General features: G+C 36.9%; 14 protein-coding genes. 9 read left to right on the forward strand and 5 right to left on the reverse strand.

The window, feature by feature from the left end; translation table 11 throughout:
- The first annotated feature begins 242 nt into the window (after positions 1–242).
- Genes FHW88_RS13500 through FHW88_RS13535 form a run of 8 tightly spaced genes read left to right on the forward strand, consistent with a single transcriptional unit; the run spans position 243 to position 11,819 of the window.
- Positions 243–1,124: a DUF4007 family protein gene (locus tag FHW88_RS13500; RefSeq protein WP_176626039.1), complete on the forward strand. Its 882-nt coding sequence runs from the start codon at positions 243–245 to the stop codon at positions 1,122–1,124.
- Positions 1,105–4,347, forward strand: coding sequence for a hypothetical protein (locus FHW88_RS13505; RefSeq protein ID WP_176626041.1), 3,243 nt, complete (start codon positions 1,105–1,107; stop codon positions 4,345–4,347). Before FHW88_RS13500 ends, FHW88_RS13505 begins: the two co-directional genes overlap by 20 nt.
- Entirely contained in the window at positions 4,331–5,431 is a 1,101-nt protein-coding gene (locus FHW88_RS13510) for a phosphoadenosine phosphosulfate reductase family protein (protein WP_176626043.1), read from the forward strand. Before FHW88_RS13505 ends, FHW88_RS13510 begins: the two co-directional genes overlap by 17 nt.
- Before the next feature lie 9 nt (positions 5,432–5,440).
- Positions 5,441–6,580: a hypothetical protein gene (locus FHW88_RS13515; RefSeq protein WP_176626045.1), complete on the forward strand. Its 1,140-nt coding sequence runs from the start codon at positions 5,441–5,443 to the stop codon at positions 6,578–6,580.
- Positions 6,577–7,218 (forward strand): hypothetical protein, encoded by a 642-nt coding sequence (locus tag FHW88_RS13520; RefSeq protein WP_176626047.1) that lies wholly within the window; start codon positions 6,577–6,579, stop codon positions 7,216–7,218. The genes FHW88_RS13515 and FHW88_RS13520 overlap by 4 nt, the downstream gene beginning before the upstream one ends.
- A gap of 6 nt (positions 7,219–7,224) precedes the next feature.
- Complete coding sequence (locus FHW88_RS13525; protein ID WP_176626049.1) at positions 7,225–8,322, forward strand: hypothetical protein; 1,098 nt, start codon at positions 7,225–7,227, stop codon at positions 8,320–8,322.
- A gap of 9 nt (positions 8,323–8,331) precedes the next feature.
- Positions 8,332–10,677 (forward strand): sensor histidine kinase, encoded by a 2,346-nt coding sequence (locus tag FHW88_RS13530; protein WP_176626051.1) that lies wholly within the window; start codon positions 8,332–8,334, stop codon positions 10,675–10,677.
- Positions 10,678–10,688: 11 nt separating this feature from the next.
- Positions 10,689–11,819: a hypothetical protein gene (locus tag FHW88_RS13535; RefSeq protein WP_176626052.1), complete on the forward strand. Its 1,131-nt coding sequence runs from the start codon at positions 10,689–10,691 to the stop codon at positions 11,817–11,819.
- 1,263 nt (positions 11,820–13,082) lie between these two features.
- Here the strand turns inward: FHW88_RS13535 and FHW88_RS13540 are convergent.
- The 4 genes from FHW88_RS13540 to FHW88_RS13555 all read right to left on the reverse strand — a co-directional run bounded on the left by FHW88_RS13540 (position 13,083) and on the right by FHW88_RS13555 (position 17,609).
- Positions 13,083–13,955 (reverse strand): SIR2 family protein, encoded by an 873-nt coding sequence (locus FHW88_RS13540; protein ID WP_176626054.1) that lies wholly within the window; start codon positions 13,953–13,955, stop codon positions 13,083–13,085.
- Entirely contained in the window at positions 13,952–14,968 is a 1,017-nt protein-coding gene (locus FHW88_RS13545; RefSeq protein WP_176626056.1) for a ParA family protein, read from the reverse strand. Before FHW88_RS13545 ends, FHW88_RS13540 begins: the two co-directional genes overlap by 4 nt.
- 370 nt (positions 14,969–15,338) lie before the next feature.
- Positions 15,339–16,145 (reverse strand): DUF4393 domain-containing protein, encoded by an 807-nt coding sequence (locus FHW88_RS13550; protein ID WP_176626058.1) that lies wholly within the window; start codon positions 16,143–16,145, stop codon positions 15,339–15,341.
- 12 nt (positions 16,146–16,157) lie between these two features.
- Entirely contained in the window at positions 16,158–17,609 is a 1,452-nt protein-coding gene (locus tag FHW88_RS13555; protein WP_176626060.1) for a coiled-coil domain-containing protein, read from the reverse strand.
- Positions 17,610–17,688: 79 nt separating this feature from the next.
- On the opposite strand from FHW88_RS13555, the gene FHW88_RS13560 reads away from it, so the two are divergent.
- Positions 17,689–17,946, forward strand: coding sequence for a hypothetical protein (locus tag FHW88_RS13560; protein WP_176626061.1), 258 nt, complete (start codon positions 17,689–17,691; stop codon positions 17,944–17,946).
- Positions 17,947–18,014: 68 nt separating this feature from the next.
- On the opposite strand, the gene FHW88_RS13565 is transcribed toward FHW88_RS13560, so the two are convergent.
- On the reverse strand, positions 18,015–18,476 hold the full coding sequence (locus tag FHW88_RS13565) for a hypothetical protein (protein WP_176626063.1): 462 nt from the start codon (positions 18,474–18,476) through the stop codon (positions 18,015–18,017).
- Between the last annotated feature and the right edge of the window lie 19 nt (positions 18,477–18,495).

Below are 18,495 nucleotides of genomic sequence, written 5' to 3' on the forward strand. Positions count from 1 at the left end.
ACTTACGAAACACCGCGAGAAGTCCGGCTTTTTACCGCTGTTTCCAAAAGACGGAGAAAAAGGAAAAAAGTTGGGCATTTGACAATAAATAGTTATCAGTGACCGGTTCAGAAAATGAAAAAGGATAATTATTGAGTGGTATTTCATACAGTAGCTTTAAAGTTATTAACCAATAAACATAACTGTTCATAAGTCTTTTAGGTATTTAATTACGGTAGCGTCAAATATTGTTAACTTTGATAATGCAAAAACTTCAATTTTCTGGTCACGAATCTTTTGTGTGTAAGCAACTATGGCTTAAAAAAGGTTATGATTTCGTAATCGAAAATGGTGATTTCAGTAGCGAAAACGCCGTAATACAACTCGGTGTAGGAAAAAACATGGTGGGTTCAATTGCTCATTGGTTAAAAGCTTTTAATATTGTTGATGCGGATAACCAACCTACAACTTTGGGCCGTTTTTTATTCGATGCCGAGAGCGGTGCAGATAAATATTTAGAGCACTTATGCTCAATTTGGCTATTGCATTACCATCTGGTTAAAACAGGCAAGGCTTCTATATATTATTTGTTTTTTAACGAATTCCGAAAAGGAAAACCCGAATTTACCAAACCTCAATTATTGAGCTTCATCAGGCATAAGTACCAGGAATACAATCAGAGGACGTCAAACGATAATACTATCATGTCTGATATTAATCTCTTTATCAGGCATTATTTAAAACCATTATCAAAAACCTACAAAATTGATATTGAAGAAGATTTCTTGGGACTGATGATCGATCTTGAAGTGATGGAAACTTTTAAGTCTTTAGACGCCGACGACCATCTAGTTGACTGGTATAAAGTGGAAAACAAGCTCCAAACGGATATTCCCGCTGAGTTGATCCTCTATAGCATTTTAGACAATGACGGTTATGGGGACTCTATATCATTGAGAGATTTACTCGTTGGACCTAACTCGCCAGGAGCGATATTTATGTTATCAGAAGAGGGCTTGTATAACAAATTATTGTCTATGTGCACAGCGGATATTACACTGACCGATACTGCTGGCATCCGGGAATTACAATTTAAAACTAAACCTAACAAGTGGAACATATTAAATGGGTACTATCGCAATTAAATATTCACCCTCTGTAAATATATTAAGGGATCGAGAACAGAAGTTTGATTATATACAAACCGCTAACGCTCAAAAGACGTTTCAAACTGTCTTTAACAGCTTGGCTACAGGTGCGAAATCCCACATCATTATTGGGGCCTACGGAACTGGCAAGTCTTCCTTTTTGCTGGCATTTGAGCAAACAATATCAGGCAAAGCAAATTATTTTAACGACAAACATCAACTACCGGGTGCGAGCTATCAATTTCTGAACATAGTTGGCGAATACGACTCCTTAGAAAGGCATATCGCTTCACTGTTAAACTTATCTGCTCCACATTCGGTAAATGATATTTTGGCGGCACTCGATCATCAGTATATTTTATCCGAGCATTCTGGCAAAGGCTTGATCATCGTAATAGATGAGTTCGGTAAATTTTTAGAGTATGCTGCAAAGACCAATCCTGCTTCGGAGATATATTTCCTTCAGCAGCTAGCAGAATGGGCGAACGATCAATCAAAGAACGTTGCGCTATTAACTGTCCTGCACCAAAATTTTAGCGCTTACTCTCTATCCTTGAATAATTTGCAAAGGCAGGAATGGGAAAAGGTAAAGGGGCGCTTCAAGGAGTTACCTTTTAACGAGCCGGTAGAGCAATTGCTATTCCTAGCATCGGAGCGCTTAAATGAAAAATTTCCGATCAAAGTCAGCGATAAAATTTTTGATAAATTATTCAAGATTATCGCAGATGCGAAGGTTTTTCCATTAAAAAACTACTTCGCTAAAGACTTTGCAAGTAAGTTATATCCTTTTGATATTTTGTCAGCCGCGGTACTTACGCTGGCATTGCAAAAGTATGGGCAAAATGAACGCAGCCTGTTTTCATTCATTGAAACTATCGGGCAATTTTGGCCGAACTCATTAAAAAAAGAGTCGGTTGATTTTATTAGTGTCACAAATCTGTATGATTTACTCTTGAATGATCATTACACTTTTCTAACGTCGAAATACAATCCCGACCATGCCCAGTGGTCAGCAATGAGGCGCACACTCGAACGCATTGAAGGTGTATTTAGTAATGCAGATCAGCAACATCAAGCGGAGAGTTTAATAAAATTGATTGGACTACTCAATATATTTGCCACTTACAGCGCAAGATTGGAACCGCAATTTTACTATGACTACGCAAAATTGGCGCTTGGCATAAAGCAACCTGAAGATATTATTCGGCAATTGGATAAAAGGAAGCTTATCCGGTTTGTTAGCCATAATTTTCGGTATGTGCTTTTTGAAAGCACCGATCTTGATATCGAAGTGGCGATTGATAATGCAGGTAAACTAGTAGAAAAGGTTACCAATATTGTTAATCACCTGAATCAATACTTTGAATTTCCATTTATTTCAGCAAGAGCGGAATATTTTCGAAAAGGTACACCGAGATTTTTCCAATTTAAATTAACCGAAGCCCCGGTGGCGGTAACACCAGAAGGCGAGATTGATGGCTTTATTAACTTGATTTTTTCGGAAAGCCCCGAAATGGAAGCGCAGGTTAAAGAGTTTTCTTCAAAAACCGATGAGGCGATTTTATACGGCTGCTACCGTAATACAAGTCAGATCAAAGAAGTTTTGTTTGATATTCAAAAAGTAAAAAAAGTTATTGAGTCAAACCAGGATGATCGTGTTGCCTTAAAGTTACTTGATGAAGAGTTGCAAATCAAAATTAAGCAACTAAATCATTATGTTTTAGACAGCCTTTACTCAGATAAAAAGCTGATCAAATGGTATTTTGCAGGCAAACCTTGCGATATCACCAATCGGCAAACTTTCAATCAGATATTATCAGGGATTTGCAAAGATGTGTATCCCGATGCACCTGTCTATAAAAATGAATTAATCAACAAGGCAAGGGTATCAGGGCAAATAGCACTTGCACGAAATAAATTAAATTTAAAGCTACTTCAGGAACTTAATTTAGCCAACGTTGGGTTTACTGACCAGGAATTTCCGCCTGAAAAATCAATTTATTTATCATTGCTGAGGCATACCGGTATCCACCGGATAATAGGGGGGCAAGGGTATTTGGGTACGCCAACCGATACTTCATTTTTGCCGTTATGGGAAGCTGGATTGAAATTCTTGCAATCAACGAAAAGTAAAGCAAGGAGTATCGAAGAGTTTATTCATGTTTTGTCAGCTAAGCCGTACAAATTAAAGCAAGGCTTGATTGATTACTGGATACCGATTTTTTTGTTAGCAAATAGAGACGAATATGCGCTTTATGCCAATCAAATCTACGTGCCTGAAATCGAATATGACGTGTTGGAGTTGCTGAACAAAAAGCCGATGCAATTCACCGTCAAAGCTTTTAATATTGATGCAACAAAACTTAAATTATTTAATCAATATCGGATCTTAATCAACCAACCTGAAAATAGCAGGCCGACTAATAGGGCGCTGATACAGACGATTAAGCCATTTTTAGTGTTTTATCGCGATTTGCCGGATTATTGCAAGAAGACGGAGCGGTTAAGTAAAAAAACGCTGGCGCTAAGAAAAGTTATCGAATTAGCTAAAGATCCTGAAAAGGCATTTTTTGAAGATTTTCCTGCAGCGTTAGGTTACAGTTTGGAAGACCTACAGAAAAATACAGGGCTTGCAGAAGTCTACATCAAGCAAATCCAAGATGCTATACGTGAGATACGTTCAAGTTATGATTTACTGATAGATAGATTCGAATCACACTTAAAAAGTAGCATTGGAACTACTGAACTTTTTCCTGCTTACCGTGATGTATTAAAAGAGCGCTACAATAAGATCAAATTTCATTTATTGCTATCTCAGCAAAAGCCATTTATCACCCGGCTACAATCTGACCTCGATGATCGCACTGCCTGGCTGAGTGCTTTGGCGCAAGCTTGCGTGGGTAAACCACTCGCTTCTATTAATGATAATGATGAGGTGTTGCTCTTTGATCGTTTTAAAGACTTACTATATGAGTTAGACAATCTTAATGATCTTCATCTAAATTCGGTTGATCCTGAAAAAGAGGAAGTTATCAAAATAGAGTTAACATCGGTAGCGCATGGCTTAAATAAAGGAATTTTGCGAATATCTAACGAACAAATTAAAGAAGCTGAAGCGGTAAGTAGTCAAATCAAAACTATTTTAGGTAGCGATATTGGTTTAAATTTGGCGGTATTGACGGGACTGTTAAAAGATTATTTAAATGAACAAAAAGGTTAGACACGTATTGGGTATTTCGGGAGGTAAAGACAGTGCGGCTTTAGCGATATATCTCAAAAAGAAGCACCCTGAGTTGGACATGGAATATTATTTCTGTGATACAGGTAAGGAATTAGATGAAACCTACGCGTTAATCGCAAACCTGGAAACCTTTCTAGGGAAAAGTATTACCGTTTTAAAAAATGCGGCTAAAAGTACGGAAGACCCTTTTGATCATTTTTATAATGTTTTCGGCAATTACTTGCCATCTTCTAATATCCGCTGGTGTACTAAATATCTTAAACTGCATCCATTTGAGGAATTTGTAGGTAATGATCCGGTGATTTCTTATGTTGGAATACGGGGTGATGAGGATCGTGAAGGTTATATTTCGCGCAAAACAAACATTCAATCAATATTTCCTTTTAGACAAAATATTTGGAGTGAAGATGTTATAGCTAAGGTATTAAAGCCAGAAAATATCGGTAGCCTCAATACCTTGATCTCGTTAAATAATTATGGCCTATCAGCGAGAGCTTTGGAGATTATTGATCGGCCTTTAACGATGGGTTTTACCTCCGACCAAAAACTGGCATTATTACTCAGCGAAGGTGTTAAGGAATTTAACAGATTGGTATTTGATTTTCTCAAATCAACGAGCTACCCATTGTCCATGGAAGAATCCTTTGCTTTAGTTGAAAACGATGACATCCTGGTTAGAGATGATATCTTTGATATTTTACGTAACAGTGGTGTCGGGGTACCTCAATATTATGAAAAGATAAAATTTGAAGTGGATGGAGTGGTTGGCGAATATGCTAGGAGCCGTTCAGGCTGCTATTTTTGCTTTTTCCAGCAAAAAATAGAGTGGGTTTGGTTGTTTGAACAACACCGGGATCTATTTGATAAGGCCATGGCTTATGAAAATGAGAAAGAAGGGTTTACCTGGAATCAAAAAGAAAGCCTAGTGGAGTTAAGCAAACCCGAAAGGATTGCTACGATAAAAAGAGAATTCCTCAATAAAAAGCGTAAGAGTAATTCGCCATACCTGCGTGATATTTTGGATGATTCAGAGGAAGAGGGCTGCGCCGCATGTTTTATTTAAATCTTTTCAATGGCAGAGCAGCATTCAGACCAACTCAGTGTAGATAATTTTAGGTTCATCGAGAACTTACAAACAACTGCCAGACAGCTAGCAGTAGTCACTGAGACTGTCCGACAGTTGAATAATAAGCAGTTGCCAAAACGATTGTTGGATGAGATGCTGATTTCTTGGAGCTTAAACGAGGAACTCAAAAACGAAGCTTATCGGCAGAGCAAAGGCAAAATCACCAATAACGGAAAGAAAACAGCTGCCTTAAGGTATTACTACGGATTGGCTGAATCATTAGGACTTATTCAAGGATTCAATAATGTCTTTATAGATACGAATATTAGCTACATTTTGCTCTATTTATTAAGCGTCAATGAAGCTGAGCAAACTAGTCAGTTACTGTCATTTCAAGAGCGTATATTTTATCTATTTCAACTTCTACAAACTGATGCAGATGGTATTCTGCTATGCTTAGATCAGCTAACAGAAAGCCTCGGTAAATCCCAGAGCGACCTTCAAAAATCTTTTAAAGAGGTTTTAAATAAACGGCTAGCTACTAAGCAAGAGCGTATATCACCATCATATCGGCATTTGATTACCAATAAACTAAGAGCCGTAAATTATATCTGGCGTAGCCCAGAAGTTTACGCCGAACACATCATTGCGCCTCGCTATGAGTGGCTTTCGACCCTTGGCTTAGTGGAAATTTTAAGAATAAAAGGATCAACTAAATATAAACTTTCGGAAGTTGGAAAACGCCTGTTGCAGCTCTTACCCAATATCGGGCAAGAACATAGAATAACGGATATTTCTGAAGTGTGGTTAAATAAAAGCTTCTTTGATACCGTCGGACATATATATTCCTTAAAAGACATTGAATATTTTTCGGCACTACCAATACAGACACGAAATCATTTGCTTGGCGAAGCTTTGGAAAAGGCAGCAAAAAATGTAAAGTCTAGCGTCGGTTTTCGTTTGCCGCTAAACAGTACATATCTTTTCTTAAGTATGGAATTGTTGGTCAATAAGAAAACTATTATTAATTTTAGTCAAATAAAGGAGGCTTTAGAGTCCTCTTTTATATACGATAATAAATCCTATAACCAAAAGATTAGTGGCCGACTCAGCGAAAGCTACATTACTATCACGATTAATAAATGAACATCGATTGTATAATTGATACAAGCAGCTGTATTGTACTCTCCAATTCAGAATTTCAGCAAACATCCTTGCTTTCGCATCTGAAGGAACGCTCCAATTTTCAGTTTAGCCATGAAGTTGAAATCGAATTGAACGATCACCGGGACAAAGGTTTACCATCCTTTCTTTTTCGTGGTAAAAAGACATTAAGTACTCGTCTTCATACCATAGAAGAATACGAAAAGAGAATGGTCGGCAAACCACTTACTTCAAGAGTTCAAAGAAAATTGACCGGTGAACCGAAAAATAACAAGGGAGAAATTGACAATTATGCAGTCGCCATAGATCAGGTTCATCATATCAAAAGAAGTGGACTCATCTACATTACCGACGATAAAAAAGCTATCAATTCTTTCGCCACCGAATATTCCGAAGCTTTTCCGGCCATTCGTTTATGGACATCTTTCGATGTACTTTTGTTTTTATATGCGGACAGTATTATTCCATCACGAGATATCGCGCTGGAAATGCTTCAATCGTTAATATCTTTTACCGCCCGTAATATGGGAAATCATACGGAAAAGACAACTAATGAATTGACAAAAAAAAGAATGAGTTATGTTAAGCGTATTGATCTAATCAGTAAGCTCATAAAATAGATAATTATGGCAACACTAAATGATATTAACCTGAGCTTTAATCCCTTTAAGGATACAACGGCCAATAAGGACAACCAACATATGGTATGGGCCAGTATGAAAGATGTTAAAAGCCGGATCGAACGCAGTTATCAGGATTGTATAGCTAACAACTCAAAGCAAATAATTTTGAATTGGGGTCCGTGGGGCGGTGGTAAAACATTTAGTGCCTTTTATTTTATAAAGGAAAAAGCCAACACAGATAATATTCAGCATATCTACATCAAATGTCCTAAAGAAGGCACTAAAGCAGCCGATGAGTTATTTTCAGCAATCATAGATAGCATAACGTTTGATAATCTTAATCAACATATCAAAGCGCTGATATTAGCTGTGGGTGAAGAAGCTTTAATTGAATATTTAGCTCCGAAAGCCACAAAGGAATATGCGAAAGCTATTGCGTTAATAGGTTCTGAAGATGCAGAAACCGTTGGATTGATGAACCGCTTTTTGTTTTCTGGTCTTTCAAAAACTGAGTTAAAAAAATTAGGGCTCGCCCGAGACATCGTTTCAGACAGCGACAGCGCGAAATTCTTGACGGGCATTTTAGCTTGCTACACGGGGACTGAAGCCATAAACAATGGTCGCATCGTGATTTGGTTGGATGAAATGGAGGATTTGATTTATTACGCTCCTAAAAATTATAAGGTATTTTCCCAATTGCTGCGGGATCTAATGGATAATATTCCAGATCGTTTGCTGTTCTTTATGAACTTTACTCTAGCCGAGGGACAAGAAACAGTAATTCAGGTCATTTTGGGCGAAGCTATTTGGTCAAGAGTTACCAAGCGTATTCGATATGTAGAATTTAGCGAGGCTGACGGACTTGAATATATAACTGAATTGCTGGCTGCCGCAAAGACAGATAAAGAAGCTGAAAGTCCTTTTAATGCTGAAATCGCGCAGCTCGTAGTTAATACAATCCCAGCCAATGATTTGACTCCAAGAGAGATAAATAAGGCGGTTAATAGCTTGATATCCTATTCTATGGAGCACGATCTTCATCCAGTGACGACGGAATCCTTCAATGAGTGGTCTAAGGATCATGCCGATAATCTAAGTTAATACAGACCCATGCCACCTATCACTCAACATAAATTTCTATCTGGTGCCATGTCCATTATTCAAATGGGCGAAGAGCAAATTGGGCATCCTTCAACCGCGATTAACGAACTGGTAAAGAATAGCTACGACGCTGATGCTGACAAATGTTGGGTTTACACGCAATACGATAAAGACCCGCAAAAGAATTTCCTTGTCATAAAAGATAACGGCTTGGGAATGGATAAGGAAACCTTATTCGGCAGCTGGTTAATAACCTCACGAAGCAGCAAAAGGGATGAAGATCGCGAAAGCCGTCGTAGCGAGATATATGAGCGGCGCTTCTTGGGTTCGAAAGGTATTGGCCGATTGGCAGCAATGGCATTGGGGCGATATCTCACTGTCATTACCAAAAAAAAAAATGAACCGCTGTACAATTGGCTTCGGATTGATCGTGAATTGTTTCGTGTCGAAGGGCTGCTTAACGATATTTCTTTTCCAGGTGGGCAAATCGATGATTTTAAGCCATTGTTTAGTGATGGGGCGTATTTGGAGCAATTCCAACTTAATAGGAATGGTAATTTGATCAATATTGTTGGTGCAACACCATTTTGGGATTTTGAAGAAGGAACGATGATCGTCCTCCAGGATGTAGACAATTCCGTAAAGACTATTATCGAAGAGGAAGTAGAATATAGCAATCTTGAAAATACTACGTTTTATAAAGCATTAGTTGACTTAATTACACCGCTTCGATTGAATGACCAAATTCAAAATGATTTGGTTTCGGAGCATATTATTGATAATAAATTAAAGATCAGTAATGGCACAGATACCTTTGAGCTCTTTTATGGTACAAACTTCATTGTAAATCATAAAAAATTAGGTGCTGAATTTGAGGAAGTAAAGTCCTCGCAGATCATAGACTTTTACGATTACCGGGTTTTTGGAAAAGTTACTGATAGCTGTGATGTGTCTGGTAAGTATGTTTGCCGACGTGTCGCTACGGATCTTCGTGATGAGGAATTCGCTATTGATGCAAAATATGTATTGTCTGATGAGGGAATACGAATTAGAAATCTTTTTGATAATGATGACGTACCGTTAAAATATAAAGATGCCAACGTTGGCGAATTTTATTTTGACATAAGGATCTATGATTTGGATGATGATTCCAAAGACAATATGGTGAAGTTGTTAAAGGTTCCAGGGCGGCGGGAAGCAACCCAATTGATGAACCAGTATCTTGGCCTCAAAGTCTCAAAAAATGGCTTTGGTGTTAAACCTTACGGAGAAGAAGACAAGGATTGGTTAAGCTTGGGCGCTCAGCGTGTGAAACGGCACCAGGTAAGTATAGGTCCTAATCAAATATTAGGTTATACATTTCTTTATTCACCCCAGAACGATGGGTTAAGTGAAAAAACAAACCGTGAAGGCTTTTTTGAGAATAAGGCTTTTATTGTTTTTAAAAAGATAATCAACGGAATTTTAGAAGAGGCGGGCAAACGCCGTGGTAGATATCGTGCATATCATAATCTAGGCCGCGGCAGAGCGATTTCTAAATTGGACCGTCCAGATTCTGAAAAGTTCATCCAATACATTGCATCACGCACCGAAGACCAGGAACTCAAAAAGTTCGCTGAGCAATTTGTATTAGAAACCAATACCGCATTAGACAACATGCAAGAGTCGTTAACGCTGTCCCAGCGCTTAGCGACCTTGGGAACAGGCTTGGAACTAGTTTACCATGAATTATCGCAGCCACTAAGTGCTATCGGAGGCTCTTTAGAATCTTTGAATAACAACATCAAAAAGATAGGTGATCAAAAGTTAAAAGCTACGCTGGCCAATAGAGCGGATAATATTCATGAAGCACTTGAAATAATTGAAGAATTAAAGGACTCTTTAAAACCAGCAATCGGTAAATCCAGAGCGATAGACTTTAAACCATTAGATACTTTTATGAAAGTACTTCAAATGTTTAGAGAAAAGATTGCAAAGGATGGCATAAAAATCAATGTTGACGCTCAACTGAATGATTTTTCTTTTAAAGAGGTGGAGTACCCGTTTTGGATTGCTTTTTTAAATATTATCAATAATGCGATGTACTGGCTGGATTTCTCAGATAAAGAAAAGATGATCAACTTTCAACTGATTGATGCCAATACATTTTTGATCAGTAATACAAGTCCGTTAATTCCCGAGGAAGACTTGGAAATTATTTTTGATTACGGAATTACCGGAAAAAAAGAGCGCAATGCAACTGGCCTGGGTTTATCCTTTACGCGAAGTATGTTAGACAGTATCAATTGGGAGATTGAAGCCACTAATTTTACTTTCGGTCCGGGCTTTTACTTAAAAAAACCTAATAAATCTTAGCACTTGATAATATGGATGCAGTACTAATCCTTGAAGATCATGACTCTGTAATTAAATCATTGACACAGTTGATGGAAGACATTGAGCTTCCATTAGATCTGATACATTGTAAAACCTATGATGAATATGAAAAAGCAATAGGTGACGAGGCTAATAAAAAAAGAATCAAATGCCTCATTATGGATCTTTCTAACAATAAATCAGAAGATCAATCTAAAAGCTTTAAATCGATTGATTACATCAATGATCAGTACGCTAATAATCGTATTCCAATTTTTGTACATAGTGCTTATCTGAATACTTATGAAGGTTTAGCAGATCGTGGTACGGTATTCAAAGTGTTAAAAACTACGAAGTCGCCAAAGGAAATTGTTGATCTCCTTAAGAAGTTTTACGATAGCGGTTTTTTGGACATATTTTCTAATGGTGGAAGTCTTGAAAATAAAATCATGAAGGAAGTGCATAACTCCTTTGTTGAACAGTTTAAATCGAACGAAATAGCCCAAATAATAAGTTCCATTGAGAGTGCCGAGCCTGCGGATTTTCAGGCAAGAATCAAGGAGGTTTTCGAAAGAATTGCCATCAGGTCAGTATATCAAAATCTGATAAGCACGAAAGAAAATTCTGCCGCGGTTAGGGTAAATACTATTGAGCATTACTACAGGCGAAACGCTGGCTGTGCGATTTGGACGGGCGATATTTTCAAAAACAAAGAATCCAACAATCATGTGTTTATCGCAACGCCTCGTTGTAATTTAGCTAACAATAATTTCAATCAAATTTTAGTCTGTGAAGTAAATGAAGTTGACGAAAAGAAAATTGCTGAGTTCAAGAAAAAGGATGGTGATAGTAAGATTCAGAGAAGCATTACTGATAATCTCGTTGGGGAAAAATTAAGATTTCTGCCTAGAACTCCTCAATTCAAAGGCGGGTATGTTGATTTTGTTAATACATACACGCTCGACCCGCAGATTATAACCAGTAATTACGAATATGTGATTTCATTGGTGGACGATCTTACAAACGATGTTGTTCGTAAACTTTCGACTTATCTTTTACGAGGCGGAATTGCAGATACACATTATGCAGAAGCAATCTATTACTTCCAGGATCTATTTCCTAAACCGGGCGCGATTAGTTAATGTTTATAGAGCAAATTACTTATTAGATAATTACGCAGGTAAAATTTATTCAATAAAGAATAACTATTTATTATCATTATTATCAATTTGAATTTAGATTGACCTTAGCAAGATCCTGCTAAGATTTTCTTTTGATATAAAAAGGCTTAGTAAACGCAAGTTTTACCTTCGTTTTACTTTTTCAAATATTGCTATGACCTCTTGCATGCAATTTTGTATTTAGTATATTTATAAATAGCTATTAATCAGCCATTTTTATTATTTTCCTTTAATTAAATGACTTTTATTTTAAGGTTAGGTGTCGCGTTAAGAGGCTGAAAACAAGCGATAAAACATAAAAAGCACTTACAAATTCATGTAAGTGCTTGATAATCAGTGGAGAATATCGGAGTCGAACCGATGACCTCTTGCATGCCATCTAAGGGAAATATCGCCATTTTATTTGGTTAAGTTTCTGATTTTCAATCTACTTTAGAGTCGAACCTGTTCGAGGAGAACACGAAAGGGTACGTAAGTGTTTTAATCTGATCGTCTTTTTCATACTGTTTTTGTTAAGTGAATAAATGAATTATGTTGCCATAACACGCTTATAGCAATCAAGTGCAAGATGGCAAAGGAATAAATGGGTGGTGTGGTGCCTGTGGGTTTATGCCGGAAGCTCTTGCACGCTTCAGCAGCTATAAGCGTAACTTTGCCTAATAATTCATTATATCATTATCATTCAATGTTAGCCTATAAATAAATAAGGACAAAGCACCCTCACTCTTTGCGCTATCTGTATACCAAATTAACGATCCCAAAATTTCAAGATTTTCCTGTTTTAAGGGGGATTGGAAATTCGTGGATTATAGAATGACAGTTGGAAACCATAATGAACTCCTATAGTGTAGTCGAACTCTTTCTATATTCTTTACAGGTAGCAATTTTAAAGGACGACATTAATTGATATAATCGGTCTAAATTAATCTCCTGGATCAGCTTGTATCAAAACTTTATACTCTTCCCTCGGGTTATCGCTAACACCTTCATCGAGTTCGTTCAATACTCTTTGAGAGTGTTTCAAGTCAACAGTGTATTGGTCAACCCCGTGTTGATAGATTTCGGCTAACGCTACTAGTGATTTTCTTGGTTGAGAATGAATTCGCGTTTCGTTAGTTGATTCATATTAACGTTTTCATTCAACGGTAATTGATGATACCTTTAAAAGGTAGATAATAGCAGCATGCGTTTCGAAAGTCCCCGGCTTTATTGTTTAGTTGGCGCTTACCAATCTTGTTTATCTACTATCAAGTCACGCTGCGCTTCCACTTTCGAAAGTAGTTCGGCTAGACCGGTATGCAATTCGGCATGGTGATTATCTGAAGAATATTCAACCATCTTCAAGTTCATCGTCGATTCTAAGATTTTGTTTACAGATCGTGAGTTTTGTCCTTTCGGAATTACGAAGTAATGCTCTCTGCTGAAACTAAATTTGTAGCAATAGTCTTCTAGCATCATTCTAATGTCAGGGTCATTGGTCCCGCAGCCAAGGAAAAGAAACGTATGTGTAATAGCCAGTGCATCCATTATGGTATAGAAATTTTTAAATCGTGTTCTTGCGTTGGCATAGTCACTTCGTGTAAAAATCACCTCATTTACATCATCGATAGTCCCATGCATCTTTATAATCAAGCGCTTGTGGTTTCGTATTGTGCTGGCTACGTCTGCATCTGTATGTCTTTTTATTATTACAGTGCCATTCGAGGTTGTCGAGGCATATGTATCGTATATTCTATCAAAGTTAGGTGTAACTACAATCTTTGAGTCCAACTTGAATATCGTTTCGTGGATGGGAGCAGGCGGATAGCCAGGTGTATGATACTCATCCATCATAAAATCGTTGAACGTGTTCCTCGTCAAGGTATTTTTTATTACCTCACAAGCCGTAAGGTAGTCATTTGACCTAATAAGTTTAGTCACATCCGCCCTAACAGATGTCTTAGTAATTTTGCTATTCGCGAAGTCGAGAAATTCAACCCAGGTCATCGGACGTTTTCCTGCTGCGTTTGAAGAGTTTTTAGAGATGCCAGAACCAATGACAATTATGCATTTTCTTAATGCCAATTCTCGAATTAAGTAATCATCCCAAACTATCATTGCTCAAGAATTGAGAGGTTTACATCAATCTTGTTAACAATATTGGTTATTGTCGTTAGGAACTCCTTTACCTTTGAGAAGTGTGCACCAACTACACCGTCGTCAGCCTTAAGACTAAATAGGGGTGAATTAGCTGTTTGCGACAAAGGAATAAGACTGTGAAGGGTTTGAATTTCCCCGAGGTTATATTCAATAGGTTCGGTGGTACCATTTATGGGCACCAAATGCTTGGCTATATTTACTGGAATTTCCTTGATTATCTTGTCAAATGCCTTAACTGCTCTCTTTTCGCCATTGACGGACTTCGCTGTATATTGTTGGGTAACATATCCTAGAAATTTCAAATGCGGTGATATAGGATTTCCTCTTATAGTATATTGCTCCATCTCTGATTCAGAGTATTTATCTAGTCCTATTTTGAAGCTTTTTTGCCACGACTTTACTGTTAGCTCGATGTTTTCAATTGCTTTCAAACTGAAAATGTCTGACGACATTGGTAAGATAAAGTAATCGCATGCTAATAACACTGATCTATTGATTGCTCCAAGAGAGGGACCTACATCGAAAAATGCATAGTCATATCCCATGGCCTCCAACTTGATTAGTAAGTCTTTGAATATCATGGTAGTATTTAGGCCTCGTGGTTCACCGTTGATCCCTTCGAACCAATCTTTAGAAAGAAAATCCTCATAAGTAGAGATATTGGGATCGCCAGGTATTATATCTACCATGAAACGGGGGCTACTATGTATAGGCAAATCCTTGCTAAAGTATGTGCTAGTCTTTCTATATTCCTTAAATAGGTCGTTTATAGTCTTCTCGGAATTGGGTTTCTTATATAGCTCATAGATGTCATCAAAGGGAAGTAGGTAAATTGTTGCGTTGCTTTGAGGGTCTGCATCAATGATGATCACCTTCTTTCTTTTATGTGTTTTCAAATAGGCTGCTATATTACATAGCAAAGTAGTTTTACCAACGCCACCTTTATTGTTGAATATGGAAATTGAGATCATTCAGTTAGTTATTGAATACTGATTAGGCAAAGTAAAAATAACTTTTATAAATTAATTTCATATATTATTTCATAAGTTTTCACTGATGATCAGCAGCACTAAGGCAAGGTGGAGATTGAGTAATTGTAGAGGCTCCCAATAGGGATACCCAATTGGGAAATACTACCTTGAAACGAAGTTGAACGATGTGCTGATGATCAGCTAACTTTGTGGTGAATTACACTTTTTATCTCAGTTTATATAATAACCTAACGGTATCGCATATTTATTGCTTCATTGTACTTTTACATCACGGCTTTGATGTTAAATATTGGAATGCAGCCGAGGTAACTACCAAACGCCAATTAAAGAATTAAAAGCTTTATTATGATCAAAGGCTATTAACTATGTGATTAACAAACTCCTTTCCGAATGAATTAAGACGAATTATCCCTTTGTTGTAGCCAATTTCTCTTTCACTCAATGTAATTTGACATTTCAAATCACTTAAATATTCATCTTCGACTAAGGGCTCATAGGTATTAGGTTGAGTTAGTAGCAGTGTATCAGTTCGTTCTAACAGCCCTAATCTAATTAAATTGTCAATGTACAATGGGATTAGATCTATCCTCGATATGTTGTAAGGTCGATGAAAAATTGTGAACGTTGAATAACATATTATGTAACCGTCATCCAACTTTTTCTTTACGTCAATAAATGGATATATGTCTGAAGATACAAAGCATTTAAGTAGAATAGCTTCATCGGAAGTCATATTTCTAATGATATCAACATAGCCAGGGTGGGCTTTATGTACTAACTCACTATTCATTGATGTAGCAATCAGGTTTGCATACAATTCACGTATTTCGCTATCCTCTCCTGTATATCTAAGAGCTTCTATAGTGGGGCCCGCTATTTGTAGCGGCGGCGTAATGACGTTTTCTTGAGGAATATTTTCGAGTTTTTGCGCAACCCTCATCTTCAGCCATTCCTCTATCCTCTCATACCCCCAAACTAAACCTCTCAAAGGGACTAGAGCAATATTAACAGCTTTGGTGATTGTTTCAAGTGATTTACCAATTTGTTTAGCTGCCGGTTGTACCGCATCCTCATAGACGGGTACAGCTTTAACTAAGCCCGTCACTGCTTCTATTGTAGATTTGACATTACTATCTTTTATATCTTCTTCGGCCATATGCATTTAGTTTTAAGTATTCTCGTTTGTGTCATCGATAGAATTTAGTCCAACGTTTGCTTTCTCTTCCTCTTCGTCCAATATGGCTTTCGATTTCTTATTGAGCTTTTTAGCAAGATTAGCAAATCCGGGGATTTTTTCAAGTTTTTCAAAAGCAGATGCCAATTGCACACTTTTATCTAAAGCATCCATTAAAGGATGATCTGCTTTATTGTAGTCTGAAATTAACTTCCCTGGATTTTCCGAACTTACTTCTAAAATATTATACAAAAGTTTGTTTTTTAAGTCATCTGAAACTTTGGTGTTTGCAATATTATTAATCTGTGTCGATAGACCCTCAAACGTCTTGCTTAACACTTCTTTGTGGCTATATTCCTCACTTAATCTTTTTGATAAATTCATTTTTCTATTTGAGGAATAAGCAACCCAAAGCACAGGGATGTACAGTGGCAAAATAGATAGCACGAGCCTTGGCATATCCAATAGCACTTTGTCCAGCGGTTTATTATTAGTGTATGAAAGATAGCTGACGCCAAAAGGAATCATGGAAATGAATACTAAACAACATATTGATATAAGAAAAGCTATGTTTAATCGCTTGTATTCGTCAAGCTCGACTTGTTTTTTTTCAGAATAAGCAGAACTTAAACCTGCTGTTAAAGCATTTGGCAACAAGGCTTGAATTTTGTCTTCCAAAGCTTCGTATTTAAGTCCCCATTCGAGGATATATTCATCATAAGACTTTTTTGAATTTTCTATAAGTGTCTCATAATCTTTCTCTGTTTGTGACTTTACTTGATTGATGCTATTAACTGACGTAGTAATTTGTTGATCTAAGCCATCATAGGCTTTTGCAAGTTTGTCTTTTAGCCCCTCAATTGCTGTATCTTTTCCTTCTTGTGAATCTTTGTAGCCAAAAACCTCATAGTTAAGTTGATCAAAATCTTTTTTTCTTGATACTAATAACTTATGTAAAGCTTCAATTTTTGACGCTGTTTCTTCACTATCTGACAAAACTTCATTTAACTTGGACAAACTATCCGTTAAGTCGTCAAAATTTTCAAAAATATCTTCTAGCTTTTGAATATTTTCTTCTATGTCGGATTTCCTCGTTTCAATATCAGCATAGTTTTTATTAATACTGTCAATGCTATCCTTCGCCTCTTTTGCTTTAGCTGCAATTTGAGCATTCAGATCATCGACCGAATTTGCTATAACGGTTATTTGGGTGTGTTTTTCTTCCGTATCGACCAAATATTGAAGTATGGTATTTTTCGATATTTCGCTTTTATTACGATACTCTGATGCCATTTTTGAAGCTTGTTTAGCTTGGCTCGAATAGTCACTAGCGTTTTTTGCTACTTCTTGACTTATTCGTTCATGAAGCTCGTCTTCAACAGCGAGAAGTTTCTGCCATAATTTTTTTCTTTCTTCGTCAAGATATTCGTTACTTGGTTTAGCCATTTTAATTCGGAGGTTTAGATAAACAATAGTTTTAATATTAAATAGGAGATAAATATACGTTTTTGATAATTATAGTAATATGGGGCAATTAATCTCTATTCCGTTTAAAAGCAATTTGGATGCGCTGTTCGCTTCGGGAATTAGCGAGGCAACTTCATTTGGTGGAAAGGTTGTAGGGGATAAATGGAGTGGATTTTTCTCAATTCCAGCTTTAGGGGGAACATTTGAAGGAACATATAAAGTAAGTAATAATATTATTCAATTTGACTTAACAAAAAAGCCTTTTATGATTTCGCATTGGATAATAGATTCCTTTCTGAAAGCACATATTAAATAGCTCTAGTGATATTACTAGCAAAAATTATCTAAATGCAAAACGCCAAGCTAATTAGCTTGGCGTTGGTTTTATTTGTATGAATAAATAGTTGTTTCTTTATTCAATTCTATATTTAATAAAATCTCCGTATCGGGTAACTTTGCGAGTAAAATACTTCCGAAAGACTGAATGAGTTCAATTGGTTGAGATACAATATAAATGTTAAGGATATCGATGTTATTTGCAGGAGCAAAGCTATCAGCGTTGATGTCCACTTCTTTTATTTCCAATTCGCGATCATTTAAATCCAGAAACCGAAAGTCGCTTGCTATTTGCCTTGCGAATCTTGATCCAAAAGTCTGTTTTAAATCTTCGTTCAATTGTGCCTTGTCGTGCTTATTAAGGATATATCGAAACCGACGAAGCGAATCAATTTGATATCGTTGTTCATCGAAGTACGCATTATACCATTCATTCAAGCCAAATGCTTTAGCTTCCTCTTCAGAAGAAACGGATAGCTTTTTCGATAATTGGATAAATTTGTTAGGCATATCAAATTAAGTAATAGTG

The sequence above is a fragment of the Mucilaginibacter sp. SG538B genome (genome assembly GCF_013376065.1).
In the GTDB taxonomy this organism is placed as follows: Bacteria; Bacteroidota; Bacteroidia; order Sphingobacteriales; family Sphingobacteriaceae; genus Mucilaginibacter; species Mucilaginibacter rubeus.

What these genes read in the sequence shown, in the direction of transcription:
- FHW88_RS13500 (WP_176626039.1), top strand. Translation starts at nt 243, where the DNA reads ATGCAAAAACTTCAATTTTCTGGTCACGAATCTTTTGTGTGTAAGCAA.
- FHW88_RS13505 (WP_176626041.1), top strand. Translation starts at nt 1,105, where the DNA reads ATGGGTACTATCGCAATTAAATATTCACCCTCTGTAAATATATTAAGG.
- FHW88_RS13510 (WP_176626043.1), top strand. Translation starts at nt 4,331, where the DNA reads ATGAACAAAAAGGTTAGACACGTATTGGGTATTTCGGGAGGTAAAGAC.
- FHW88_RS13515 (WP_176626045.1), top strand. Translation starts at nt 5,441, where the DNA reads ATGGCAGAGCAGCATTCAGACCAACTCAGTGTAGATAATTTTAGGTTC.
- FHW88_RS13520 (WP_176626047.1), top strand. Translation starts at nt 6,577, where the DNA reads ATGAACATCGATTGTATAATTGATACAAGCAGCTGTATTGTACTCTCC.
- FHW88_RS13525 (WP_176626049.1), top strand. Translation starts at nt 7,225, where the DNA reads ATGGCAACACTAAATGATATTAACCTGAGCTTTAATCCCTTTAAGGAT.
- FHW88_RS13530 (WP_176626051.1), top strand. Translation starts at nt 8,332, where the DNA reads ATGCCACCTATCACTCAACATAAATTTCTATCTGGTGCCATGTCCATT.
- FHW88_RS13535 (WP_176626052.1), top strand. Translation starts at nt 10,689, where the DNA reads ATGGATGCAGTACTAATCCTTGAAGATCATGACTCTGTAATTAAATCA.
- FHW88_RS13540 (WP_176626054.1), bottom strand. Translation starts at nt 13,955, where the DNA reads ATGATAGTTTGGGATGATTACTTAATTCGAGAATTGGCATTAAGAAAA.
- FHW88_RS13545 (WP_176626056.1), bottom strand. Translation starts at nt 14,968, where the DNA reads ATGATCTCAATTTCCATATTCAACAATAAAGGTGGCGTTGGTAAAACT.
- FHW88_RS13550 (WP_176626058.1), bottom strand. Translation starts at nt 16,145, where the DNA reads ATGGCCGAAGAAGATATAAAAGATAGTAATGTCAAATCTACAATAGAA.
- FHW88_RS13555 (WP_176626060.1), bottom strand. Translation starts at nt 17,609, where the DNA reads ATGGCTAAACCAAGTAACGAATATCTTGACGAAGAAAGAAAAAAATTA.
- FHW88_RS13560 (WP_176626061.1), top strand. Translation starts at nt 17,689, where the DNA reads ATGGGGCAATTAATCTCTATTCCGTTTAAAAGCAATTTGGATGCGCTG.
- FHW88_RS13565 (WP_176626063.1), bottom strand. Translation starts at nt 18,476, where the DNA reads ATGCCTAACAAATTTATCCAATTATCGAAAAAGCTATCCGTTTCTTCT.